This is a genomic window from Sorangium sp. So ce119 (assembly GCF_051524405.1).
In the GTDB taxonomy this organism is placed as follows: domain Bacteria; phylum Myxococcota_A; class Polyangia; order Polyangiales; family Polyangiaceae; genus Sorangium; species Sorangium cellulosum_G.
Genome location: NZ_CP150310.1, coordinates 1,073,205 through 1,096,439 on the forward strand (window position 1 = coordinate 1,073,205; position 23,235 = coordinate 1,096,439).

General features: G+C 72.0%; 19 protein-coding genes and 2 pseudogenes. 13 read left to right on the forward strand and 8 right to left on the reverse strand.

Features of this window, described 5'->3' with window-relative positions:
- Window positions 1-511: 511 nt before the first annotated feature.
- From WME76_RS04285 to WME76_RS04295, 3 genes are read left to right on the forward strand one after another with little or no spacing between them, the layout of a single operon-like run.
- Window positions 512-1,243, forward strand: coding sequence for a CPBP family intramembrane glutamic endopeptidase (locus tag WME76_RS04285; protein ID WP_437958938.1), 732 nt, complete (start codon window positions 512-514; stop codon window positions 1,241-1,243).
- Between the two features lie 16 nt (window positions 1,244-1,259).
- The gene (locus tag WME76_RS04290) at window positions 1,260-2,753 is read left to right on the forward strand and encodes a B12-binding domain-containing radical SAM protein (protein ID WP_437958939.1); all 1,494 of its coding nucleotides are present in this window, start codon (window positions 1,260-1,262) and stop codon (window positions 2,751-2,753) included.
- Window positions 2,754-2,793: 40 nt separating this feature from the next.
- Window positions 2,794-3,630 (forward strand): acyl-CoA desaturase, encoded by an 837-nt coding sequence (locus WME76_RS04295; protein WP_437958940.1) that lies wholly within the window; start codon window positions 2,794-2,796, stop codon window positions 3,628-3,630.
- 455 nt (window positions 3,631-4,085) lie between these two features.
- Here WME76_RS04295 and WME76_RS04300 read toward each other — a convergent pair.
- Both WME76_RS04300 and WME76_RS04305 read right to left on the reverse strand, forming a co-directional pair.
- Window positions 4,086-5,864 (reverse strand): annotated as a pseudogene (locus WME76_RS04300) (DEAD/DEAH box helicase); the annotation flags it as partial.
- Between the two features lie 3 nt (window positions 5,865-5,867).
- On the reverse strand, window positions 5,868-6,314 hold the full coding sequence (locus WME76_RS04305; RefSeq protein WP_437958941.1) for a hypothetical protein: 447 nt from the start codon (window positions 6,312-6,314) through the stop codon (window positions 5,868-5,870).
- A 267-nt stretch (window positions 6,315-6,581) separates the two neighbouring features.
- On the opposite strand from WME76_RS04305, the gene WME76_RS04310 reads away from it, so the two are divergent.
- The 4 genes from WME76_RS04310 to WME76_RS04325 all read left to right on the forward strand — a co-directional run bounded on the left by WME76_RS04310 (window position 6,582) and on the right by WME76_RS04325 (window position 11,766).
- Window positions 6,582-8,987, forward strand: coding sequence for a trypsin-like serine peptidase (locus tag WME76_RS04310; RefSeq protein WP_437958942.1), 2,406 nt, complete (start codon window positions 6,582-6,584; stop codon window positions 8,985-8,987).
- A 221-nt stretch (window positions 8,988-9,208) separates the two neighbouring features.
- Window positions 9,209-10,207 carry a methionine ABC transporter ATP-binding protein gene (locus WME76_RS04315; protein WP_437958943.1) on the forward strand — a complete coding sequence of 333 codons (999 nt, stop codon included), beginning with the start codon at window positions 9,209-9,211 and terminating at the stop codon, window positions 10,205-10,207.
- A complete protein-coding gene (locus tag WME76_RS04320; protein ID WP_437958944.1) occupies window positions 10,200-10,880 on the forward strand; it encodes a methionine ABC transporter permease in 681 nt (226 codons plus the stop codon). Before WME76_RS04315 ends, WME76_RS04320 begins: the two co-directional genes overlap by 8 nt.
- 61 nt (window positions 10,881-10,941) lie before the next feature.
- Window positions 10,942-11,766, forward strand: a complete 825-nt coding sequence (locus tag WME76_RS04325) for a MetQ/NlpA family ABC transporter substrate-binding protein (protein WP_437958945.1) — start codon at window positions 10,942-10,944, stop codon at window positions 11,764-11,766.
- Window positions 11,767-11,880: 114 nt separating this feature from the next.
- On the opposite strand, the gene WME76_RS04330 is transcribed toward WME76_RS04325, so the two are convergent.
- Together WME76_RS04330 and WME76_RS04335 are read right to left on the reverse strand one after the other, a co-directional pair.
- Window positions 11,881-12,303 carry a hypothetical protein gene (locus WME76_RS04330; protein WP_437958946.1) on the reverse strand — a complete coding sequence of 141 codons (423 nt, stop codon included), beginning with the start codon at window positions 12,301-12,303 and terminating at the stop codon, window positions 11,881-11,883.
- A gap of 550 nt (window positions 12,304-12,853) precedes the next feature.
- Window positions 12,854-13,081 (reverse strand): GxxExxY protein, encoded by a 228-nt coding sequence (locus WME76_RS04335; RefSeq protein ID WP_437958947.1) that lies wholly within the window; start codon window positions 13,079-13,081, stop codon window positions 12,854-12,856.
- A 367-nt stretch (window positions 13,082-13,448) separates the two neighbouring features.
- On the opposite strand from WME76_RS04335, the pseudogene WME76_RS04340 reads away from it, so the two are divergent.
- The 3 genes and pseudogenes from WME76_RS04340 to WME76_RS04350 form a co-directional block, all read left to right on the forward strand.
- Window positions 13,449-13,805 (forward strand): annotated as a pseudogene (locus WME76_RS04340) (transposase); the annotation flags it as partial.
- Between the two features lie 186 nt (window positions 13,806-13,991).
- The gene (locus tag WME76_RS04345; RefSeq protein ID WP_437958948.1) at window positions 13,992-14,435 is read left to right on the forward strand and encodes an iron chaperone; all 444 of its coding nucleotides are present in this window, start codon (window positions 13,992-13,994) and stop codon (window positions 14,433-14,435) included.
- A 71-nt stretch (window positions 14,436-14,506) separates the two neighbouring features.
- The gene (locus WME76_RS04350; RefSeq protein WP_437958949.1) at window positions 14,507-17,179 is read left to right on the forward strand and encodes a hypothetical protein; all 2,673 of its coding nucleotides are present in this window, start codon (window positions 14,507-14,509) and stop codon (window positions 17,177-17,179) included.
- A 142-nt stretch (window positions 17,180-17,321) separates the two neighbouring features.
- Here WME76_RS04350 and WME76_RS04355 read toward each other — a convergent pair whose 3' ends face one another.
- From WME76_RS04355 to WME76_RS04365, 3 genes are all read right to left on the reverse strand, one after another.
- Complete coding sequence (locus WME76_RS04355; RefSeq protein WP_437958950.1) at window positions 17,322-17,732, reverse strand: PAS domain-containing protein; 411 nt, start codon at window positions 17,730-17,732, stop codon at window positions 17,322-17,324.
- A gap of 224 nt (window positions 17,733-17,956) precedes the next feature.
- Complete coding sequence (locus WME76_RS04360; protein WP_437958951.1) at window positions 17,957-18,865, reverse strand: ergot alkaloid biosynthesis protein; 909 nt, start codon at window positions 18,863-18,865, stop codon at window positions 17,957-17,959.
- Window positions 18,862-19,353, reverse strand: coding sequence for a nuclear transport factor 2 family protein (locus WME76_RS04365; RefSeq protein ID WP_437958952.1), 492 nt, complete (start codon window positions 19,351-19,353; stop codon window positions 18,862-18,864). Before WME76_RS04365 ends, WME76_RS04360 begins: the two co-directional genes overlap by 4 nt.
- Window positions 19,354-19,536: 183 nt before the next feature.
- On the opposite strand from WME76_RS04365, the gene WME76_RS04370 reads away from it, so the two are divergent.
- On the forward strand, window positions 19,537-20,478 hold the full coding sequence (locus WME76_RS04370) for a cupin domain-containing protein (protein ID WP_437958953.1): 942 nt from the start codon (window positions 19,537-19,539) through the stop codon (window positions 20,476-20,478).
- A gap of 126 nt (window positions 20,479-20,604) precedes the next feature.
- Here WME76_RS04370 and WME76_RS04375 read toward each other — a convergent pair whose 3' ends face one another.
- The gene (locus WME76_RS04375) at window positions 20,605-21,243 is read right to left on the reverse strand and encodes a hypothetical protein (RefSeq protein ID WP_437958954.1); all 639 of its coding nucleotides are present in this window, start codon (window positions 21,241-21,243) and stop codon (window positions 20,605-20,607) included.
- A gap of 358 nt (window positions 21,244-21,601) precedes the next feature.
- Here WME76_RS04375 and WME76_RS04380 point away from each other — a divergent pair, with 358 nt between their 5' ends.
- Entirely contained in the window at window positions 21,602-22,045 is a 444-nt protein-coding gene (locus WME76_RS04380; RefSeq protein ID WP_437958955.1) for a hypothetical protein, read from the forward strand.
- 9 nt (window positions 22,046-22,054) lie between these two features.
- Complete coding sequence (locus WME76_RS04385; protein WP_437958956.1) at window positions 22,055-22,906, forward strand: Hint domain-containing protein; 852 nt, start codon at window positions 22,055-22,057, stop codon at window positions 22,904-22,906.
- Window positions 22,907-23,235 lie beyond the last annotated feature (329 nt).

The window sequence follows — 23,235 nt, forward strand, 5'->3', positions numbered from 1 at the left end:
GGTGGCAACCTTGGCAGGGACACGGAGAAGGTTGCCAGGGACAGGCGGCAACCGTGGCAGGGACACGGACCTCGCTGCCAGGGACAAGCGGCAACCGCGTCAGGGACACGGAGGAGGTCGCCAGGGTCACGAGGCGACCATGTCAGGGACACGGAGATGGTTGCCAGGGACACCCCGGCGCGCCATCGCCTGTCCCTGGCGCGCCATCGCCTGTCCCTGGCGGCTCTCCCCGGCAGGCTGAGCGTAGGTGTGGGGAGATCCCACAACGGATCCCAGCCTGACCGCAGCGTCGACCGAGCGTCAGGGAGCCTCCAGCGCCTCACCACGGCAGGCTGACATCCGTCCGGGTTGCGCCGTGTTCGCGCAATCGGCGCTGCCTCCGCGCATGGCGACCGTCCGTGGAAGGTAGTCCGCGTCGCACCCCACTCTCTCACCAGCCGCGGATCTCCCGCGCGCGCCGCGCGCCGTCCGCGGGGCGTCTCGTGGCATATCGACTGCTCAGAGCGCCGGTATGACCATGAACGCTCCGGCGATCACCGCGCCCGAGGCGCGCGCGCGCAGCCTCGATCCCGCCGGCGGGGCCGCCGCGCCCCAGCTCCGCGGTGAGATCTTCTCCTTCATCGGCCTCGCCGCGGCGCTGCTCGTCATGTCGCGTGTGGTCCAGCAGACGGTGGTCCCGGGGCTATCCCCTGCGCTGCACATGGCGTATTCCTGGGGGCTTCTGCTCGTCCTCCTCGTCCCCGTGGCGTGGTACGTGCGCCGCCAGTCGCTGCCGCTCGCGCGGATGGGCGTGACCACCGCCGGCGTGCGCCGCAGCCTCGCGGAGTCGCTGGTCGTCGCGCTCGCCCTCACGGCCGCCTGCTTCGCGCTGCGGCTCGGCGCGTGGACCCGCGGCGAGCCCCTGGTCACCTGGGGATCGATCGCCGGTTACGACGCGACCTGGACGGCGCTCTTCGTCGTCCTCTACGCGCCCCATTGCCTGCTCCAGGAGTTCGTGGCGCGCGGCGTGATCCAGACCTCCCTGGAGCGCTTCCTGCCGCGCTCGGGCCGGGCCGTCCACCTCGCGCTCACCTCGGCGTTCTTCGGCGTCTACCACCTCCATGTCTCGCTCGGCTTCGCCTTCCTCACCTTCGCCATCGGCCTTCTCTTCGGCGCGCTCTACGCGCGGCACCGCACCCTGGTCGGGGTGACCCTTGCGCACGCCGCCCTGGGCCTCGCGAGCGTCGCCGTCGGCCTCAACTGAACCGGGAGCCCCCTCGATGCGCATCGCGATCATCTCGACCTACACGCACCCGAGCCGCCTTCACCGCAAGGAGCGCTCGATCATGCAGTCTTCCGTGCCCGAGCTCATCGCGGCCCTGTGCCCGCCGGGCGCCGAGATCGAGCTCTACAACGAGAAAGAGACGGATATCCCCCTCGATCGCGGCTGGGACCTCGTGTTCTTCTCGTACCTGCACGCCTATTACGAGCACACCAAGGTGCTCTCCGCGCTGTTCCGGCGGCGCGGAATCACCACCGTGGCCGGCGGCCGGCACGCGAGCCACTTCCGCGAGGACGCGCTCCAGCACTTCGACGCGGTGGTCGCGGGCGACCCGGAGTCGAACGTCCCGGCGCTCATCGCGGACTTCCAGCGGCGCGAGCTCCAGCCCGTCTACGCGCTCCCGCCGGTGCCGCCCGACCGTATCCCCACCTACCGCTACGATCTCATCGATTACCGGAACAACATCGTTCGCCTGCCGGGCATCGAGGCGTCGCGCGGCTGCCCCTTCTCCTGCAACTTCTGCGTGCTGACCGGGCACGAGCAGTACCGTTATCGGCCCATCGATCACGTGATCCGCGACATCCGCGAACGGATGACCTTCAACCAGCGCATTCCGGGGGTCACCGGCGATACGTTCGCCTTCCTCGACAACAACCTCGGGGGCTCGCCGAAGTACCTGCGGGAGCTCTGCGAGGCGTTGATGCCGCTCAAGAAGATCTGGGGCTGCGCGCTCACCTTCAACGTGCTGCGCGATCCGGAGCTGGTCCGCCTCATGGGGCGGGCGGGGTGCCGTTACGCCTACACGGGGCTGGAGTCGCTCAACCCCGAGTCGATCAGCTCGATGAACAAGGCCCAGAACAAGCTGAGCGAGGTGCGCGAGGTCCTCCAGCGGGCGTCCGCGAGCGGGATCGTCCTCTCCTTCGGGCTGCTCGTCGGCGCGGACGGGGACACCAACGAGTACCTCGCGCGGGTGCCCGAGTACCTCCACGACCTCGGGGATCACTGCCCGACCTTCCTCGGGATCGTCTGCCCCTACCCGGAGACGCCCTTCTTCGCGCAGGTCGCGGCCGAGGGCCGGCTCCTGCCCGGGGTGACCAGCCGGGACCTCGACGGGTACACCCTCTGTCACCGCCCGACCAGGCTGCACCCCTCCGAGACGATCGAGCACTTCCAGCGCCTGAGCCGCGCCCTGGGGAGCCTGCCCAGCGTGGGCCGCCACCTGTGGGGCCGGCTGATGACGAGCGATCTACCCCGCTACAAGGCGTGCGTCGTGATGTCGGCGCCCGAGGTGCTGAGCCTGCGCGCGCCGCTCGCCAACCGCGCGCGCAGCTACATCGCCGGGCGCGACCCGATCGAGGCGTGGGACGCGGCGAGGATGCGGGAGCTCGACCTCGAGCCGCAGCGCATCGACGCCTCGTCCTGCCGGGCGGATCCGCGGGGGCTGGCGCGGATCCGGCCGCGGCGGGCGAGCGGCTCCGAGGTGGTCGCGTGACGTGGCGCCGCGGCGGTCGGGGCAGGGGAGGAGGGCCGCGATGAAGGGCCGCGCGAACGGCGCCGCGATCGCCTACTTCGCCCTGGTGCACGCGCTGGCGGCCCTCGGGCTGCTGCTGCCGATCCGGGCGAGCTTCGTCGCCCTCGCGGCCGCGCTGTACGCGGCGCTCCACCTCTCGACCATCGTCGGCCTGCACCGGCTGCTGTCGCACCGCGCGTTCCGCTGCCCGAGGTGGGTCGAGTACGCGCTGGTGTCGGTGGCGATGATCAGCGGGCAGGGCAGCCCGATCGCGTGGGTGGCGACGCACCGGCGGCACCACGCGCACACCGATCGCGAGGGCGACGTGCACTCGCCGCGGCGCGGCCTCTGGTACGCGCACATGGGGTGGATCATCGACGAGGGCTCGACCGACGCGCGCGATCCGGAGAAGTACTGCCGCGATCTGGCCGGGGATCCGTATTACCGGTGGCTGCTCCGGTTCCGGTTCGCGCCGCAGGTGGCGGCGGTGCTGCTCGTGGGCCTCGCGCTGGGCTGGGGCGCGGTGCCGTTCGTGTTCTTCCTGCCGCTCGTGGGCTGGATGCACGCGACCTACCTGGTGAACTCGGCCTGTCACGCGCCCGGCTTCGGCGGCCGCGCGTTCGACACCCGCGACGGGAGCCGCAACGTGGGCTGGGTGGCGGTGCTGACCTTCGGCGAGGGCTGGCACAACAACCACCACGCCTTCCCGCGCGCCGCCCGCTACGGGATGGCGCCGGGGCAGCACGACCTCGCGTTCCTGTTCATCCGGGCGCTCGCGGCGCTGGGGCTCGCCTGGGACATCCAGCCGGGGCCGGAGGGGCGGGAGGGCGCGCGGGGGCGGGCGGCGGGGGGCGGATGACCTGAGCCACGATCGGCTGTCGAGCCGCCGGCGACCTCATCGCGCGGCGGACCGAGCGCGGGCGCGCTCCGCCGCGGAGCTCAGGTCCGGGGGCGACGCCGCGGGGGCGCCAGGCCCGCCCCGCCGCCGCGGGCCTCCGCCGCGCCGTCCCGGGCCTCGACGGCAGCGCCGCGGACCCGGGGCTTGGCGGCGCCGCCGCGCGCCTCGTCGGCCGTGCTGGCCCGCGCTCGGGCGCCGGCCGCGATGACCCGCGGCCTGATCTCGTCGGCCGCGCTGCTCCGCGGCCTGGCCTCGTCGGCCGCGCTGGCCCGCGGTCGGGCTCCAGCCGCGCTGCGCCGCGGCCTGGCTTCGTCGTCCGCGCCGCCGCCGCCGCCGCGGGCCTCGTCCGCGCCGCCGCCACCGCCGCGGGCCTCGTCCGCGCCGCCGCCACCGCCGCGGGCCTCGTCCGCGCCGCCCCGCGCCTCGCCCGGGGCGTCGTGGTGGTCGCGGCGGACCTGGACCTTGCGGCCCTTGATGCGGGTGGCGCGCAGCGCCTCGATGACCGTGTCCGCGGCGCCGGCCGGGACCTCCACCACGGAGAAGCCGTCGGCGATCTGGATCGCGCCGATGTCGCGGGAGCTCAGCGACGCCTCGTTCGCGATCGCGCCGACGAGATCCGCCGGGCGGATGCCCGCGGCCCGCCCCGCGCCGATGTAGAGCCGCGCGACGTTGCCGTCGGCCTCCCCTCCCTCGCGCCGCGGCCGGGCCTGCCCCTCGCCCGGGCGACCGCGCGCGCCCGGCGGGCCGCGCCGCGCGCGGTCGTCGTAGGCGCGCCCCGGCCCCGGCGGAGGCGGCCGGAACGACGGGATCTCCGCCTCGTCCTCCTGCCGCTCCCCCTCCGTCGCGTGGTGGGCGAGCTTCACCGCAGCGGCGGCGATGTCCATGACGTCGAACTCCTCGGCGAGCTGCTCGACGACGACCCGGAACTGCTCGGCGCCGCCCTCGAGGAGCGCCTCGCGCAGCGAGGCGCGCGTCAGCTCGAGGCGGCGGGCGCGCAGGTCGGCCACGGTCGGGAGGGTGGCGGCCTCGATGCGCTGGCCCGTGAGCCGCTCGACGTTGCGGATCAGGTAGTGCTCGCGCGGCTCCACCAGCGTGATCGCCGCGCCCTCGCGGCCGGCGCGGCCCGTGCGGCCGATGCGGTGGACGTACACCTCGGCGGCGCAGGGGACGTCGTAGTTGATGACGTGCGAGACGTGCTCGATGTCGAGCCCCCGCGCGGCCACGTCGGTCGCGACGAGCAGGTCGGCCGTGCCGGCGCGGAAGCGGGCCATCACGCGGTCGCGGTGCTCCTGCGAGAAGCCGCCGTGGAGCGCCTGGGCGTCGTGGCCGCGCGCGCGCAGCGCCTCGGTCAGCTCATCGACCTCGTTGCGGGTGCGGCAGAAGATGATCGCCGACGACGGGTCCTCCACGTCGAGCACCCGCGTCAGGGCGGCGGGCTTGTGCGCCCGCGGCACGATGTACGCCGTCTGGCGGACGCGGGGGAGCTCGCCGGGGGCCGCCTTCTCGGCCGCGATCTTGACCCGCACCGGCTCGCGGAGGTGCCGGCCGGCGATCGCGGCGATGCGCGGGGGCAGCGTCGCGGAGAAGAGCACGGTCTGCCGCTCGGCCGGCGTGGCCGAGAGGATCGCCTCGAGCGCCTCGGCGAAGCCCATGTCGAGCATCTCGTCGGCCTCGTCGAGCACGACCGTGCGGATGCCGTCGAGCTGCAGCGTCCCGCGGCCGATGTGGTCGAGCGCGCGGCCCGGCGTGGCCACGACGACGTGCACCCCGCGGCGCAGCGCGCGGAGCTGCTGCCCGAACGGCTGGCCGCCGTAGACCGACAGCACCTGCACGCCGAGGCGGCGGCCGTAGCGGTGCATCGCCTCGGCCACCTGCATGGCGAGCTCGCGCGTGGGCACGAGCACGAGGGCCACGGGGCGGCTGGGCGGCTCGCCTCCGATCTCGAGCCGCTGGAGGAGCGGCAGCGCGAAGGCGGCCGTCTTCCCGGTGCCGGTGGCGGCCTGCCCGAGCAGATCGCGCCCGGTCAGGAGGTGCGGGATCGCCTCGCGCTGGATGGGGGTGGGCTCTTCATAGCCGAGCTCGGTGAGCACGCCGAGGAGCGCAGGGCCGATGCCGAGCGCGGCGAAGCTGACAGACGAAGTGATCGGTTCCACGGGGCTCCCCGTCTCATGGGTTCGCGCCGGCGTCATGGCAATCCGTCAGCCGAGCTTCGCGGCCAGGGCGCGGTACCTCTCCGGCAAGCGCGCGGCGTCCACCCGGCCGAGGAGCGCGCGCGCGCCATCCCGCGCGCGCGGGTTGCCCTCGGGCGCGCGGTTCGCCGCCTCCAGGTAGAGCTCGAGCGCGCGCCGGCGCTCCGCGGGCGCCTGCGCGGCCCGGCCCCGGAGCTCGAGGATCTCGGCCTGCTCCGCGCAGAGCGCCGCGTACGCGCCGATCTTCTCGTGGTCGCCGAGCAGGGTCGCCGCGCCCGCGGCGTCGAGCCGGTCGAGCATGTCCCGCATCGGGCCGAAGAGCCCGTCGGCGGTGGTGCGGACGAGCAGCTCCGCCTCGTCGAGCTGGCCGGCGCGCCGGAGCCCGGCGATCCGGCCGACGGCCTCGGCGAGCTGCTCGATCATGCGGAGGAGGTAATCGCGCTGGCGGATCGACATGAGATCTCTGTCCGAGTCTAGCCGCGCGCGGACGCCAGGGCCCGCGGCTTCGGGCGTTCGACGGTGCACCACGACGACCTCGCCGGGCGGCGGGCGGGTCGGGAACGCCGCGGAAATAATCTGAAGGGGCGCGCCCCGAGGCGGCATCAAGCCCTGTGTGCTGCCCGGGTCCTGGCGGCGAGCGGTCACCTGTATGCTCCGGGTCGAGGCGCGCCTCCCCGGGGTCTGCCGGGCGGCCATCCAACTCTCCCCGACGAAGGTCTGCACGTGCACACGAACCAGGGCATCAGGAGGCATCGGCGGCGCGGCACGGCGGCAGCATCGCTCGCCGGCGTGGCCGCGTTGACCTGCGTTGCTTGCGCGGATCTCTCTGCCCCGGAAGACCCTCGAGGATCCGGTCCGCCGCCCGCGACGTCGCGAGAACCGCCGCTGACCGGCGAGGAGCCGCCCTTCCTGGGGGAGAGGCCGCCCCTGATCGGGGAGGAGCCGCCCCGGGCATGGGAGGGCGCGGTCCCGACGACGGCGCTGGTCACCGGCCAGGACCCGAGGAACGCCTACCTCCGGGCCGTCGGGTCGCTGTACCACGACTGCACCGGTTTCCTCATCAAGACCGGCGACGACGTCGACGCGCCCGCCCTCGCGCTCACCGCAGGTCGCTGCGTCAAATTTCCTCTGGATACGCCGATGTATTTCGACGTGGGCGTCGACGAGGACCCCGACAGCGCCCTGATCTTCACGTTCAACTATTTCAACGATACGCCCGACGCCGAGCTGGTCCATGCGATGGGGATCCGGCTCGCGTACGTCACGATGAAGGGGACCGACCTGGCGCTGGTCGAGCTCGACCGCACCGTCGGTGAGCTCCAGGCGCTCGGCATCGAGCCGCTCCCGCTGGCCGACGCGCCCCCGGCGGCGGGAGAGCCGATCGAGCTCGCCGTGGTACCCCTGCAGCACGACGGGGGCGATTACACCACCGAGCCGTACGTGCGCCGCGCGCGCTGCGCGGAGGGCGGCAGACGACCCGACGTGATCGAGCACCAGTGGCACTGGTACGACATGCACGTGAACGACTGCCGCGGCCTGGGCGTCGGCGCCTCGGGCGGCCCGGCGCTCGACCGGCGCGGGAGGGTCTTCGGGGTCTTCACCACGCATTTCAAGTCGGCCGGGCGGGTGGACCCTTGCTACCTGGACTACCCGTGCGAGGTCGGCGACGGCAAGCCCGAGCGCAGCGTCGAGGGCGCCGGCTACGTCGCGGATGTCACGGCGATCGCCGGGTGCTTCGACGCCGACGGCCGCTTCGATCTGTCGGCCGCCGGCTGCGCGCTGGATCCGGGGGGCCATGCCTCCCCGATCAGGGCGCCGTCGCGCGTCACCACGCCGACGCTCGGCGAGCCGCCCGAGCCGAGCGGCTGGGACGTCCGCCTCTCCTCGACGGCGGATACGCACTACCGCTACAAGGTGGGCCCGGTAGCGAGCGTCGACTGCCGCGCGGCGGAGGGATACTCCGACCCGATCGCGATCGAGGATCAGCGCCTCGCGAAGCTCCCCGTGCCCGCGGAGGAAGGCCTGTATGCCCTGTGCGTCCTGACCGGCTCGGGCGACGTCGGCGGCGCAGCGTGGCAGTCGACGGATCACCCGACCGTGATCCTCAAGAAGGTCCGTGAGGCCGCCAGCGTCGAATCAGGCCCCGACGCGGGCGACGTCACGACGGAGCAGGCGTTCGACCTCGCGAACCGGGCGGTGGACGCTTATCGGGACCACATGCGGGATCACCAGGCCCGCTTCGCGGTGACCGCGGGGACCACGACCGACACCAGGCTGGAGATCGCGGCCGATCGCACATGGTACATCCACCTGGGCTTCGACTTCCGCAAGGAGGGCGTGTCGTCGCCCGACGTCGCCTCGTTCATCGCGTGCCACGAGATCGGCCACGCGCTCGGGGGCTTCCCCTTCAAGCGATCGCCTGCCCAGCACAGGCAGGTCGAAGGGCTGGCGGCGGGGCAGTACGGAACGGTGAGCAGCGCGGAAGGCCAGGCGGATTACTTCGCGACCAAGGAGTGTCTCCCGCGGCTCTGGTCCGCCGAGCGCGAGGTGAACGCCCTGTTCCGCGGGACGGTGACCGAGTACGCGAAGGCGCGCTGCGACGCGGCGTGGGAGGGCGTCGACGCGCAGGACCTGTGCTACCGGATCGCCGCGGTCGCCGAGGGCTTCGGTCGCTGGGCGCGGAGGCCGGGTGACTCCCGTCCTGTCCCCGATCTGAGCACGCCCCACACCGACGAGGTCACGTTGACCGAAGCGAACAACCCGCCGCTGCAGTGCAGGGTCGACACCCTGCTCCAGGGGGCGCTCTGCCCGACGAAGTTCCGCGGCACCGCCATCCCCGGCCTCATCCAGCCCTACGAGCAGGTGCTGACGTACAGCCCCGAGGTGGAGGCGGCCGCGGCGCCCGACTCGTGCACCGAGGGGACGGGCTCGCGCCCCCGCTGCTGGTTCGCGCCGAACGCCACGGAGCCCGACTGCACCGGCATCCCGGAGCTGGGGATGTGCGACGTGATCGATGGGCAATCCGTGCTGATCCAGTGCACCCCGGAGAGAGGCATTCAGACGTTCGTTTGCCTGCCGGATTTCCCCTGCGGGGTGGATGAGGAAGGCTGGCCGGACTGCGGTCTCTAGCGCCGCGTCGCCCAGGTGAGCCGCTGGTTCCTCGGGGGAGGGGCCACGGGGCCGAGCGCGCTGCTGCGTGGGCAGCAATCTAGGGGCGCCGCGTTGCCCCGGCGTGAGCTCGCCGCTACAAGCTGGCCCGCGGCGCCCGCGCGAGCGGCACGGGGTCGCGCTCCGCCTCCAGCCCGATCCCGGCGCCTGGCGCGGGGCGGGTGCGAGGGTGGTCGTCGGCCGTGATCGAGCTGCGTGGCGTCAGCAAGGTGTACCGGCAAGGGAAGCGCGAGCTGGCGGCGCTCGACGGCGTCTCCTTGCGCGTGGCCCCGGGCGAGGTGCTCGGGGTGCTGGGGCATAGCGGCGCGGGCAAATCCACGCTCATCCGCTGCGTCAACCTGCTCGAGCGGCCCAGCGCGGGCGAGGTGCGCGTCGACGGCCGCGACATGCTGGCGCTCGGCCCGCGGGAGCTCCGGCAGGCCCGCCAGGGCATCGGGATGATCTTCCAGCACTTCAACCTCTTCTCCTCGCAGACCGTCGCGGAGAACATCGCCTATCCGCTGGCGATCGCGGGCTGGCCGCGGGCCCGCGTCCGCGAGCGGGTGGAGGAGCTCCTGTCGCTGGTCGACCTCTCGGACAAGGCGCAGGCGTACCCGGCCCAGCTCTCGGGCGGCCAGAAGCAGCGGGTGGGGATCGCCCGGGCGCTCGCGCCGCGGCCGCGCGTGCTGCTGTCCGACGAGGCGACCTCCGCCCTCGACCCGGAGACGACGCGCGCGGTGCTCGGCCTGCTGCGGGACATCAACCGGCAGCTCGGGCTCACCATCCTGCTCATCACCCACCAGATGGAGGTGCTCAAGGAGATCTGCCACGCGGCGGCGGTGCTGGAGCGGGGCCAGGTGGTCGAGCAGGGCAAGGTCGTCGATCTGCTCGCGCGCCCCGGCACCCGGCTGAGCGCGCTGTGCTACCCGCCGCTCGCCGCGGGCGGCTGGCCCGTCCGCCCCGGAGGCCGCCTCGTCAGCCTGTCCCTCGCGGGGGACGCCGCGGCGCAGCCGGTGCTCGCCGTGCTGGCGCGCCGCTTCGGCGTCGACGCGACCCTGATCGAGGGCACGCTGGAGCGGGTGGGGGGCGTCCCCGTGGGCCGGCTGCTGGTCGAGCTCACCGGCTCCCCCGAGGCGCTGGAGCAGGCGCTGCGTCACCTGCGCGAGCAGCGTTGTTTGCCGGAGCTCGTGGCGCATGCCTAGCGAGCTTTTGGCGTCGCTGTGGGTGGCCACCCTGGAGACGCTCTACATGGCGGCGGTCGCCGCGGTCCTGGTCCTGCTCGCGGGGCTGCCGCTGGGCGTGCTCCTGGTGATCACCGACCGGGGCGGCCTGTGGGAGCGGCCGCTCTTGAACCGCGCGCTCGGCACGCTCGTGAACGTGGGGCGCTCGGTGCCGTTCATCATCCTGATGGTGGCCATCGTGCCGCTCACGCGGCTGCTCGTGGGCACCACCATCGGCACGACGGCCGCCATCGTGCCGCTGGTCGTGGCGGCGATCCCGTTCATGGGGCGCGTCGTGGAGCAGAGCCTGCGGGAGGTGGACCCTGGGCTGGTGGAGGCGGCGGTGGCGATGGGCTCCACGCAGCGGCAGGTGATCGTCCGCGTGCTGCTGCCCGAGGCGCTGCCGTCCCTCGTGCGCGGCACGGCGCTCATGGTGATCAGCCTGCTCGGGTACAGCGCCATGGCGGGCGCCGTGGGCGGCGGCGGCCTCGGCGACCTGGCCGTGAAATACGGCTACATGCGCTTTCGCACCGACGTGATGCTGGGCTGTCTCGTCGTGCTCCTCGTCCTGGTGCAGGCCGTCCAGCGGCTCGGGGACGGGCTCGCCGCCCGCTTCGACCGCACCGGCACCCGGAGCGCCGGCGCGCGCGACTGACCCTGTTCCAGGGGCCTGGCGCGCGCCGCCTCGCCAACCTGAACCCTCCAGAGGACTGACCATGAAGCGAACCCCTGCGATCGTCGTCTCCGCTCTCGTGCTCTCCGTGGTGGCGCTGCTCTCCGGCTGCGGGAAGCCGGACGAGCCCGCCGGCGGCGGCCGCACCTTGAAGGTCGGCGCCACCCCCGTGCCGCACGCCGAGATCCTCCGGGCGGCCGCCCCGCTGGCCGAGCGGGAGGGGGTGAAGATCGAGGTGGTCGAGTTCACCGACTACGTGCAGCCGAACATCGCGCTCTCGGACGGCCAGCTCGGCGCCAACTACTTCCAGCACGTGCCCTACCTGGAGCGCTTCAGCGCCGATCGCCGCCTGTCGCTGACCAGCGCGGCGGCGGTGCACCTCGAGCCGCTGGCCCTCTATTCCACGAAGCACGCTCGCCTCGAGGATCTGCCCGAGGCCGCGCAGGTGACCATCCCGGCCGACCCGACCAACGGGAGCCGGGCGCTCCAGCTCCTGGCCCAGCACGGGCTCCTGCGCCTGCGCGAGGGCGTGGGGATCGCCGCGACCGTGAAGGACGTCGTCGACAGCCCGCGCAAGCTCGCGCTGCGGGAGATCGACGCCGAGCAGCAGCCGCGCACGCTGGCGGACGTGGACGCCGCCGTCATCAACGGCAATTACTTCCTCGAGGCGCAGAAGAGCCTGAAGCTGGACGCGAAGGTGCTCGCCCGCGAGTCCGCCAAGGGCAACCCGTACGCGAACGTGCTGGCGGTGCGGAAGGGCGATGAGGCGCGGCCCGAGGTGCAGGCGTTGATCAAGGCGCTGCACTCCGAGGAAGTGCGGCGCTTCATCGAGTCCACCTACGGTGGCGCGGTGGTGCCGGCGTTCTGACGCTCCTCGCGGCCTCCCACTTTAGAACCCCGCGCTCGGGCCGAACAGGAACTCCAGCCCGGCGTGCGGCCCCTTCAGGGCGTGCACCTCACCGCCGAGGTCGCGCGACGTCGCCTACAGCGGGGCGAACGTGCACGCACCGCCGGCGCAGACGGCCCTGATCGCGAGGCACGCAGGCGCGCCGTACGGGCAGTCCATCCTCCGATGCTCGCGACATACGGTCGCGTTGAGGTGGGAGATGACGCGCCTCATCGGCTGCACGCCCGCCCTGCTGACCACCTCACCGCAGGTGCCGCCGCAGTCGGTGCTCGTATCGACAAGGGTGCAATCGGCGCTGGTCGCGCATGCCCGGTAAGCGGCCCGGACGCGCTCCACCTGGCTGGATGCGTGGGCACGCCGCTGCTCACAGGCCCTCCAGTCCACACTTCGCTCGTACTCCGCTGGTTCCATCGTGTCGGTGAAGCCCGCGATCGCGAGCGAGAAGGAAGCCATGGCAAGGAGCGCAGAGATCCCCAGACGGAGCCGGTTCGTCTTCATGTTGCCTCCATCGCGCGCGTGCTCGTCCTCGCCGGCGACGCGGGCGCATCGCGCGGCTACTCGCCTGTCATGGGGCTCCCCCGGCGTGAACGGAAGGCGCTCGATGGCGTGTGCCACGGCACAATCCGGGCGGGGAGGGAGTCCAGGCGCTTCTGTGGGTGTCAGGAAACTTCGGCCTTCCCGGAGAGGCTCACGACCGCAGTCTGACAGGCGGCGCAGCGGCGCTCCCGGGCGTCGCCCTGGCGCCGGCGCGGGCACGCGATGCGCGCATTGTATCGCGCAGCGATACTCTATTGGCGGCTCCTCCGCAGGATCTGTGGGCGCATGAGCCGAGCAAGGGCAGAACGACTTGCGGGCATCCGCGGGGCGCCCTGCCGCAGCGCATGGCTGGGCGATGCGTCGCGGGCATCCGTGGGATGCGTCGCCTGCTCGCAGACCGTGGTCGCAGAGGCGGTGCATGGGCGTGTCTACTCGTATCGTAGCGGGAGACCGGAGAACTCAACGCCAAGGCGCCAGGCGCCAAGGCGCAAAAAAGCAAGAGAGAGGAAGGTCATTCTTGCAATCCATTGACGATGCGATGGATGCCCTGCCTCACCTTCACTTCGCCGAAGTTGATACCAATCGCGAGCTTGAGATCGGACAGCCGCAGGTAGGTGAGGGCCTGCTCGAAGGCAAGCGCCTCTTCGTAGACTGTCTCGAGCAGCCCTGGGCCTCCAAGGGTACGATGCACCTCGATCGCTGCGTCGACGACGACCTTGGCTATCTCATTCTCGGTCATTCTCTCCGCCTTTTTGCGCCTTGGCGCCTTTGCGCCTTTGCGTTGAAATCCGAGATTCGTCGACGACGTCAGCTCCAGTCACGATGAGGCACCCAGCGATCTGACAAGCTGCGGTTTGACGCCCTCCGTCAACGTGACTTCATGGTCAGCTGGGCGGGAAGCTGCGCGACGGTGCGTTCATACGGTGACGACCTGCATTCACTGCACAGCGCGGTCGCGTGTCCGCCGTCGCGTGAGACGGGTCGCGCCGTGCTCGCTCGCGTCCAGGTCCTCCGCTGCGCTCCGGCCCGCTGCGCGGTTCGCGTTCGTCCCGTTCTGGGGTCTGATGGTCCATCTCGTCTACTCGATGCGCCGGGTCGACTGCAGGGTTCGTAGCGTTCGCGCCTACCTGCTGAAGGAGCAGTTCCAGCGTTTCTGGAAGTACAAGTCTCCCGTGTGGGCTGGATGGTTCCTGGACGACTGGACACGTCTGGCCATGGGTTCCAGGATTCCGCCGTTCCAGAAGTTCGCACGGACCCTCCGTGGCCATCGAGAGCTCCTGCTCAACTGGTTCCGCGCACGGAGCGCCTTCGCCCATGGCGCCACCGAGGGATTCAACAATAAAGCGAGGATTACGACCAGAAGAGCGTATGGGTTTCGGACCTACGAACACGCGGAGATCGCCCTCTACCACGCGCTCGGGAACCTGCCGGAGCCCGAATGGCTCACCCACAAATTCTTCTGAGGGGGCTAATTTACCAGTTCATGGACACGGGTCCGGAACACATTTGCCCGGGTTGCACATGGTTTACGGACGGCATCCCGGCCAATGGTCTCGCACGGCTCGCGCAAGCCGGCGCGAGTTGGGCGACGACGGGCAAGGGCAAGGTCAGCTACGCGCGCCATCGCCGGACGTGCTAAGCCTTCGCGTATGCCGACCCCCAAGCCCGCTGATGTCGATGCGTACCTCGCTGCCCAACCTCCCGAAGCCCGCGCCGCCCTCGTCAAAGTCCGAGCCGCGATGCGCCGTGCTCTCCCAACTTCCGTTGAGGCCATCAAGTACGGAATGCCGGCGTACCTCGTTGATGGCCGCGCCGTTGCATCCTTCGCGGGATGGAAGGACCATTACGCTCTCTACATCGTCTCGTCTACGCTCTTTGAAGCTATCACAAAGGATCTTGAAGGCCGCGAGGCGAGCAAGGGAATCATCCGCTTCAAACTCGATGAGCCCGTGCCCGAGTCCGTCGTGGTGCGGCTCTCGGAGTGGAACGCTGTCGCTGGCGGTATCGCCCCTGACGTCCCGAAGAAGCCGACGAAACCAAAGGCAGCTGCTTCGCCTACTCCAAAGCGCAACACTCAAAGACGAGCGCCTTGACCGGCTCTTGACGTCGATACAGCGCATCGCGATCCCCGCAGGCCTGGCAGCCGCCGCCGGAGGCGTGCCCCGTGGGTGGAACAAGCAAGCGCGACGAGGCTCGAGACGGCGAGCAGAGCGCGGCCCACGTCGTGGTGATCATGCTGATCGTGGCCTTCGGCGTGCTCGCGCGCCCGTCGATGGTCCTGCGGAAGCTGGAGTCGCGCGCGCCGTCGCGCGGCGAGGTCGCCTCCGGCGCCGATGTGCCCAGGTCGAGACTGGCCGCGTCGTCCGGACGCGTGCCGGCGCCGGTCGCGTGGCCATCGGGGCGGAACGCGGACCGGGCCGACGTCGCGGCGCCGCGGGCGGCTGTGCTGCCGAGCACCCCGTCCGCGCGCGCTTGCGAGGGGCCGGCAGGATGTCCCAGGATGTCGGCGATGCGCCGCCTGCGTCTTCCGCACCCGCCCCGCAGCGCCTCCGCCGGCCGCCGGGCTCGCCGCGCGGCGCGCGCCGCGGGGCGGCTCGGAGCCTCCCTGTCCCCGGCGGTGCTCGCCGCCGGCCTGCTCGGCGGCGCCTGCGCGGGGGAGCCGCCCGCCACGGGAGGCGACGGTGGCTCCGGCCAGGGCGCGGGCGCCCACCCGGTGACGACGACAACGTACATGAGCGCGGTCACGGGCTTCGGGGGCGCCCCGGAGGAGCTGCCGCGCACGTTCCTCGTGACCGGGGTGGTCACGGACGGCGCGGCGCCGCTGGAGGGCGCCCTGGTGATGCAGGCCGGCGGGGAGCCGGAGACGGAGACCGGGCCGGACGGCGCGTTCTCCATCGAGATCACGCGCGGCATCCCGGGGAAGCCGACCCTGGTGGCCGCGAAGGTGGGGTACCGGACGGAGGGCATCGAGTTCGAGCGCCTCCCCGACGGGCCGGTGGAGCTCGCGCTGCGGTACGTGTCGCCGCCGGACAACGCGCTCGGCTACAGCTACGGGGACCCGGGCGACGGCGACCCGCACAACTCGACGCGGTTCTGCGACCACTGCCACACGACGCTCGTGACCCAGTTCCTCGGGTCGGGGCACGCGCGGTCGGCCAGGGGCCCGCTCCTCCAGGCCGTCTACGCGGGGGTCTCGATGGCCCACGACGACGAGGCCTCGTGCGCGGCCGCGGGCGGGCGCTGGAAGGCGGGCCGCGTGCCCGGGAGCGAGGGGGAGGCCGCGATGCGGTGCTATCTCGGCAGCGGCGTGCTGCCGGACCTCAACCCGTCCTGCGGCGGCGAGGCGCGGCCCTCGTGCGACGACCCCGCGCTGCCGGCGGCGGAGCGGCCGGCGGCGTTCGGCGGGTGCGCCGACTGCCACGCGGCGGGGATGGACGGGCCCGCGGGCGGGCGCGATCTCCTCGAGGCGACCGGCATCGCGTTCGAGAAGGGGAACCACTGCGACGCCTGCCACAAGGTCCGCGACGTCGACCTGAGCAAGCCGCCCGGGGTCGCCGGGGCGCTGATGATCCAGCGGCCGCAGGAGCGGATCTCGGCCGACCCCGGCGCGAAGCTCGTGCAGGTGATGTTCGGGCAGCGGCCGGACGTGCCGAGCAAGTTCATGGGCGGGAGCTACCAGCCGAAGTTCTCGGCCTCGGAGTTCTGCGGCGGCTGCCACGAGCAGAAGCAGGCGGCGCTCCTGCCGGGCGCGGCGCTCGACCCGGCGCGCTGGCCCGACGGGCTGCCGATCCACGAGACGTTCTCCGAGTGGGCCGGGAGCTCGTGGAACCGCCGGGCGACGCAGTGCCAGTCGTGCCACATGCCGGAGGTGTCCTCGCTGAAGAGCAGCGTGGACCTGACCGACGAGACGAACGCGAGCGTCGAGCTCGGCTTCGTCCGCCCGCCGGGGACGGTGCTCTCGCACGCCTTCCTCGGGCCGCTCGAGGGCACGCCGCGGCTCCTCGGGGAGGCGCTCGAGGTGCGCGTCGCCGCCGCGACGGCGGCGTCGGGCGAGCTCGCGGTCGAGGTCGCCGTGGTCAGCGAGCTCGCGGGCCACGCGGTCCCGACCGGGGAGCCGATGCGGGCGGTGGTGCTGCTCGTGACCGCGGAGGCGTGCGGCGCGCCCATGGCGCCGTCGCGCGGCATGACGGTGAACGACACGGGCGGCGCGCTCGCGGAGGGGCGCGTGGGCGGCGACGCGCGCCTCGCGGGCGCCGCGCTCACCTGGCCGGCGGGGGCGGCGAGCGCGAGGGCGGGGGACGTGGTGCGCGTCGTCCGGCCGACCGGCGATTACGACGACTACAGCGGCGTTGGCCGCTTCGCGGATCCGTCGCTCGACCCGGCGGACAAGGGGCTCGAGATCCGCGCGCCGGTCGGCGAGGCGCGGGTGGTCTCCGCGGGCGGCGGCTCGATCACGCTGAGCGGGGAGATCCCGGCGCAGGACGGGGATATCGTCTACCTCGGCGCGCCGCTCCCCGCGGCGCACGAGGACGGCCAGCCCGCGGCCGCGTTCGCCGGGGCCGCGGGCTACACCTTCGCGAAGGTGCTGGTCGATCCGGCGGGCGCGCGGCACGCGCCGCAGCACCGCGCCGTCGACATCGCCAGCGACAACCGCATCGCGCCCGGGGGCTTCGCGGTGACCTCGCACGGCTTCGCGATCCCCGCGGGCTGCGACGTGGCGAACGTCACGGCCACGCTGCTCTACCGCCCAATCCCGCTGGCCCTCGCGCGCGAGCGGGGTGTCGATGCGCGCGATTACCTGGTCGATTCGGCCTTCTGGCCCGTGCGGCTCGACTGAGCGATCCGGGCCAGTGGATCTCGTGGTCTCAGGAGAGAATGAGTCACAGAGGGAAGAAGAGAGAAAGAGAGAGAATTCCTCCGCACCAGGACGAACCTGGGCGGCGCGGCGCCTACCCGAGGGAGCTCCGCAGCGGACGCGCTCACCCGGCGCGGCGCCCCCGGAGCAGCTCGCTCCTGAGCTGCTCATACACGAGCTCCGAGATACAGCTCGTGAAACACCGCGTGTGAACGAACCGACCGTCTCGCTTGTAGACGTTGGAGTTGATCAGCACGTGCTTGACGCTGCCGTCCTTCGCGCGGAGGCGGGCCGGGTACGAGAGCAGCTTGCCAGTGCCGCAGAGGGTGCAGAGGATCTGGTCGACCACGTCCTGGTCGACATGGAAATCCGCGACATGCCGGTCGATGTACTCCTCGGGCCGGTAGCCGAGCAGCTCCAGCTCGAGCTTGTTCGCCCACAGGATCTTGCCGTTCGCGTCGACGAGGTGGACGCCCAGTGAGGCGTTGTCCAGGAACTCCTGCCAGTCCTCGAAGCGGTTCCGTGTCGTGCCCATCGCTCACCTCCCCGGGCGGTGCTTCCCCTCGATCCCGTGAGGCCGGTCGGCCTCCGGAGAGCCGCCGTCCAGCCAGCACCGGACCACATTACAAGAGATCGGCTATGCGGACGAGAGGTGTGATCCACGGCGCGAGGACGATTGTCCTGCGGAGCCCGCAAGGCTGCTTCGCGGGGCGCGCAGCGCGCCCATGGCGCACGCCCCGGCTCGGCTGACCGGGGCGTTCACGCCGTCGCGCCGCCGCGGCGCGCGGCGGGCAGATCGCGGAAGACATGCGCGTGGGCGCGCGCGATGTCGCGGAAGGCGCGCGGCGGGCGGCCGGTCACGCGATGGACGGTGTCGGTCACGCGGTCCTCCGCCCCATTGCGGATGGCGAGATCGAGCCGCACGAGGAAAGCGGCGTAGGGCGCGGGGATGCCCCCCTGGACGAGGTGCGCGCGGGCGGCGTCCTCGTCGGCGCGGACGTGGCGTATCGCGCGGCCGGCGACCTCCGAGAGGATGGCCGCCACGTCATCGTAGCTGAGCGCCTCCGGACCGGTGATGACGTGCGCCGTGTCATGCGGTGTGTCGTCGAGGAGCGCGCGCGCGGCGACCTCCGCGATGTCATCGGCGTCGACGAAGCCGACGCGGCCGCCGCCGGTCGCGGTCGTGATCTCGCCGCGCGCGGCGATCGCGGCGAAGTGCGGGTGGCGCGGGTCGACGAAGTTCTGCATGAACCACGAGGGGCGCAGGACGGTCCACTCCGGCGCGCGCTCGCGCAGCGCGCGGTGGACGACGCCGACCCCGGGGGCCCCCTCCGGCACGGCCGACGCGCTGAGCAGCACGAGGCGGCGAACCCCGGCGGCGAGCGCGCGGTCGATGAAGGGCAGCATGAGCGTCGAGGGGTCCTCGACGACCGCGGGCGCGACGAGGTACGCGCGGTCGACGCCGCCGAGCGCGGCGTCGTGCGTCGCGGGGTCGGCCCAGTCGAAGCGCGCGTGCTCCACGCCCTCGCGCGGGGCAGGCGCCGAGCGGCTCGCGACGCGGACGCGCGCGCCGGCGGCCTCGAGCCGCGCGGCGATGGCGCGCCCGGTGGTGCCGGTCCCGCCGGTCAAGAGGACGCGCGGAGCGCCGCTGTCAGCGCGCGCGCTCACGGCGTCACCGCGTCGGAGGCCGCGCCGGAGGGCGCGTTGGCGTCGCCGAAGGCCTCGAGCACGGGCGCCGGATTCCAGTACTCGCGGTACCGCGCGACCTTGCCGTTCCTCGTGGCGACGAGCATCACGTAGTCCTGCTCGTACCGCCTGCCCGCGGGCAGGATGATCGCCGAGCCGTGCACCTCGGCGAGCGCGACGTCGGGATCGGTCGTCGCGTAACGGCGCACGTCCCGGAACGAGAGGTCGCGAAAGCGCTCCAGGATGCCCTCGAAGTGGCCCCGGATGGCCGCTTTGCCCTCGAGCACGGCCGGGGCGCCGAGCGCGGGCGCATACGGGAACTCCACGGTCGCGTCGTCGGCGAAGAGGTCGAGCCAGCGCTCCATGTCGCGGCCGACGAGGGCGAGGAGCGCGTCGAGCGCCTGCGCGGCGGTGAGCGGCGGGGCCTCCGGTGAGGCATGCGGCGGGGATTGCGGGCCGAGGTGGTCCATCGGGATCCTTCCTTTCGTGGCGGCGAGGCCATCGTGGGTGGTGACGCCATCGTGCGTGGTGACGCCATCGTTCGTGGTGACGAGGCCCAGCGTAGGGACGCCGCGATTGCCGCGAGTCCGGCTCCGCGATCCGCGCGTCCAGGGCTGGCGCCGGCCGCCGCGCGCAGTAGAGTCGATGGCGCCATGTCCGCCGCCTTCGACGAGCTGGCCCGGAGCGTCGTGGTCCGTGAGACCGAGGTGCTGCGCTTCGCGCTCGGCGACCGCTGGGGCAAGCGGCGGCCGGCGCAGCGCGCGTGCGCCCGGGTGTACGCGGCGACCGACGGCGGCTGCTGGGTCGACGTGACGGGCCGGCGGCTCGCGCTGGGCCCGGGAGAGCTCGTGTTCCTGCCGCGCGCCGATGAGCACGCCATCCGCGATCGGCCGTCGACGTCGCTCGCGCACCCGGAGGCCGTCTGCGTCGGGATGCGCGCGGTCGGCGACGGCGCCCTGGAGACGGCGGCCGAGCCGGAGACGCGCCTCGTGATCGTCGACCTGCACCTCGACGCGGCGGGCGCGCCGTGGCTCGCGCTGCTGCCGCCGGCGGTGCATGTCACGGGGGAGACGCCGGGGCTGGCGCGCTGGCTCAACGAGACGCTGGCGCTGCTCGCCGGGGCGCCGGATCTGTCGCCGGCGCTGCGCCGCGCGGTCGGCGAGGCGTGGGGGCACGCGCTGTTCGCGAGCGCGCTGCGCGACCCCGAGGCGGCGCTGCCGCGGCGGGAGGCGCTACGGGACGAGCCGATCGCGGCCACGCTCGCGCGGGTGCGCGCCTCGCCCGAGCGCGCGTGGGAGCTCGCGGACCTCGCGCGCCAGGCCGGGCTCTCGCGCTCGGCGTTCGCGGCGCGCGCGACGGCGCTCCTCGGCGAGCCGCTCGGCCATCACCTGCGCCGGCTGCGCCTCTCGCGCGCCGCGGTGCTGCTCGGCGAGACGACGCTCCCGGTGAAGGTCGTCGCCGCCCGCGTCGGCTACGACAGCGAGCCCGCGTTCGCGCGCGCCTTCGCCCGCGCCCACGGCGTGAGCCCCGCCGCGTACCGGCAGGCGAGGCGGCGAGAGGACGGCGCGCTCGCGGCCGGGCGCGCGGGGGGATGAGCCGGGAGCGCGGGGTGATGGGCGGGAGCGCGGGGTGATGGGCGGGAGCGCGGGGGGACGCCCGGGCGATGATCAGCGGTTAAGGCCGGTCGGATTCATCGTCTCGTCGGGCCGCATCGTCGTCCGTCAGGAGAGCACTTCGGTGGCAGTCTTCGCCCCGAGGACGTTATCGATCCAGCGGTCGAGGGTCGCGATGTCCGTGCATGCCTGGAGTCGCGCGCTCTCGTCCTCGGTGAGCGCGATCCCCGCGCGCGCGAGCAGCCGGAGCAGCGTGTCCCTCTTGCCCTCACGCATGCCCTCGAGCTTGCCGCGATCGATGAGCTTCTGCACGAACGGGGGAAAGGTCGCCTCGTCTTCGATCTGCCGTTCCATGACCAATGCCTCCAGAGCCTGACGCATGGGCTCGCGCAACCCGTTCCAGATGAGCTGAAAGTAGACCCTGGCGTGCCCCTGGTCGAGCCGGCCCAGGGCAACGAGCGCCGCCTGGATCACGGTGAGCCCGTTCGGTCCGTTGCCGTGCGCCACCGCCGAGAGGACGGCGAGATCGGTCTCCATCTCCGCGTCGGCTGCATCGGTGATCTCGGGGACGACGGCCGGACCGAGCACCAGCGGCGCGACGTTGCCGAGGCCCAGGCCGAGGTCGATGTTCTCCGCCGCCCAGGCCGCCACGCCCGCGTCCGGCGCGACCACGAGGACGACCGTGCCGCAGCGCTTCCTGGCGCGCACGACCGTGACGTACGTCGGCCACGCACGTGCACTGCGCACGTGCACTCGATGAACGAAGCACGGACCAGTGCTTCCGCACGATCGTGTGGAACATCTCTTGCTTGAGCGACGTGCGTTCGCGTGAGCAACGAACCGTGAGAAAGAGAGTCACAAGATGCAGCGCACAGTGAAACGAGTCTTCTTGGCAGCCGGGCTCACGACTTGCACCGTCGCATGCGGCTCCGAGCACTGGAAGGCTCCAGGCGAGGATGCTCCCGCGACCGGTCTGAACCTGAGCGGAGCGCGGACGCCCGGCGAGAGACCGACCTACAATGCGCGACCGGTCGGTTGGAATGAGCTACATGCCGGTCCTTACACGCTGAGTTTTCCGGCTGACTCGCAAGGTAGCTTGAACGACATGCGCGTCATCGAGGGCGAAGAGCTTGGCCTGCCCCTCTACATCGTGCAGGGCGGCTGGGGTCTCGTCGAGCCGAGGGGGAATGAGCGCTGGTTCGGTTTCGGGCTCTATGACGCCACAGACTGCGATGTTGCCAAGGAGAAGCTCCATGAGACCAACGCGCCGGAGGAGCAACTACAGTCGATCCGCTCGCCGAACAGGCGCAAGAAGCTGCTTTACCATATACACAACGTGATCGGCGCGCTCAGCGCGCAGAGCGTTCTGGTGGGCAAGCTGCAAAATACGTTCAGCGGCAAGTGCGCGCTGATCACGGTGTACACGAACACAAGCTCGCTGAACCCATTCCGACCGATCGATGTGAAAGGGCGTAGCGTGTACTCCAAGGTCCTTCGTAAAACCATATTCAGTATCGAGGCGTTGCCCGGGTACGACAGCGATGAATGAGGTGGTGTCATGAAAAAGATGAGCCGAGCGGCGCTTTTTGCTATTGTCGTGCCACTTCTGCCTGGGGCCGCGATCGCCCGCTGGGGCGAGCGAAATACGGCCTACACCCGCTGTGTCGGAGAAGGTCCTACGGCTTACGCCGTCACTGACGGTGGCGAGCCGGATCCGGAGTTCAACGAGATATGCCAGCTCCCGACGGCCAAAGCCGCCAACGTCACGGAATCGCGTTGCGCAGACGCGCAAGCCGTGTTCTGCGAGAACCAGGTGCGATCTATCACGAAGCCCGCCGACGTGCCGAATGGCGGCATCTACTGGTTCGCCTACCCGGGAATCAACAACACCCGGATGATCCGCTGTACCTGCGGCTGCTTCGCCGGCGAGACGGAAATCCTCACAAATCAAGGCTGGCGTGAGATCCAGACCGTGCTCGAGCACACGACGCGAGCAGACGTGCGCGTCGTCTTGCCCGAGCTCGGCGAGGGACGACTCTCAGCGCCGCGCCAGCCGCATAACTTCACCCAGGGGCCGGAGAAGGTCCCGGTTCTGCGGATCGCGACCTCGCTGGGCAAGCAAGTGACGCTCACGACCAAGCATCCAGTGCTCGTCGTGCGTGATGGGTCCAGGAAGATGATCCAGGCAAAGGGCGTGAAGACGGGCGACCTGCTCGTCGCGGTCGATGGAGGCCTCACGGAGGTGACGAGCATCACCGAGCTGATGCTGCCCGAAGGCGACAACCTCGTTTTCAACTTACGCACCGGCGACGAATCGGGGAAGGGCGGCGTCATCGCGGTAAACGGCCTGCGCATGGGAGATTTGACGTGGCAGTTGCGCCTGTCCGAGCGCGAGTCACGTGAAGCGTAGCCGCTCCGCAGAGCGCGTTCTGAAGCGTGCTTGTGGAGGGCGGCCACGTGCGTAGAGTCGCGATGCGATGACGAAGCGACGGAGCGGGGACGCAGGCGCCGAAGTCCCGAGCCTGACGACGGCGGTGCTGAAGCTGTCGGCGCCGCATGTCGCGTGGCAGGGCCGCGAGGACGCCCCCGCCCGCGCGAAGGGGCGCCCGCGTCGCGCGGCCTCGCAGCAGGAGCGCGCGGGAGTTGCCGAGGCCGCCGGCGTGCGGCGCCGCAAGACCGCCGCCCAGCCGTTCGCGGAGGAGGTGGGCGAACGGCCGCCGACCGGAGGCGCGGACAAGC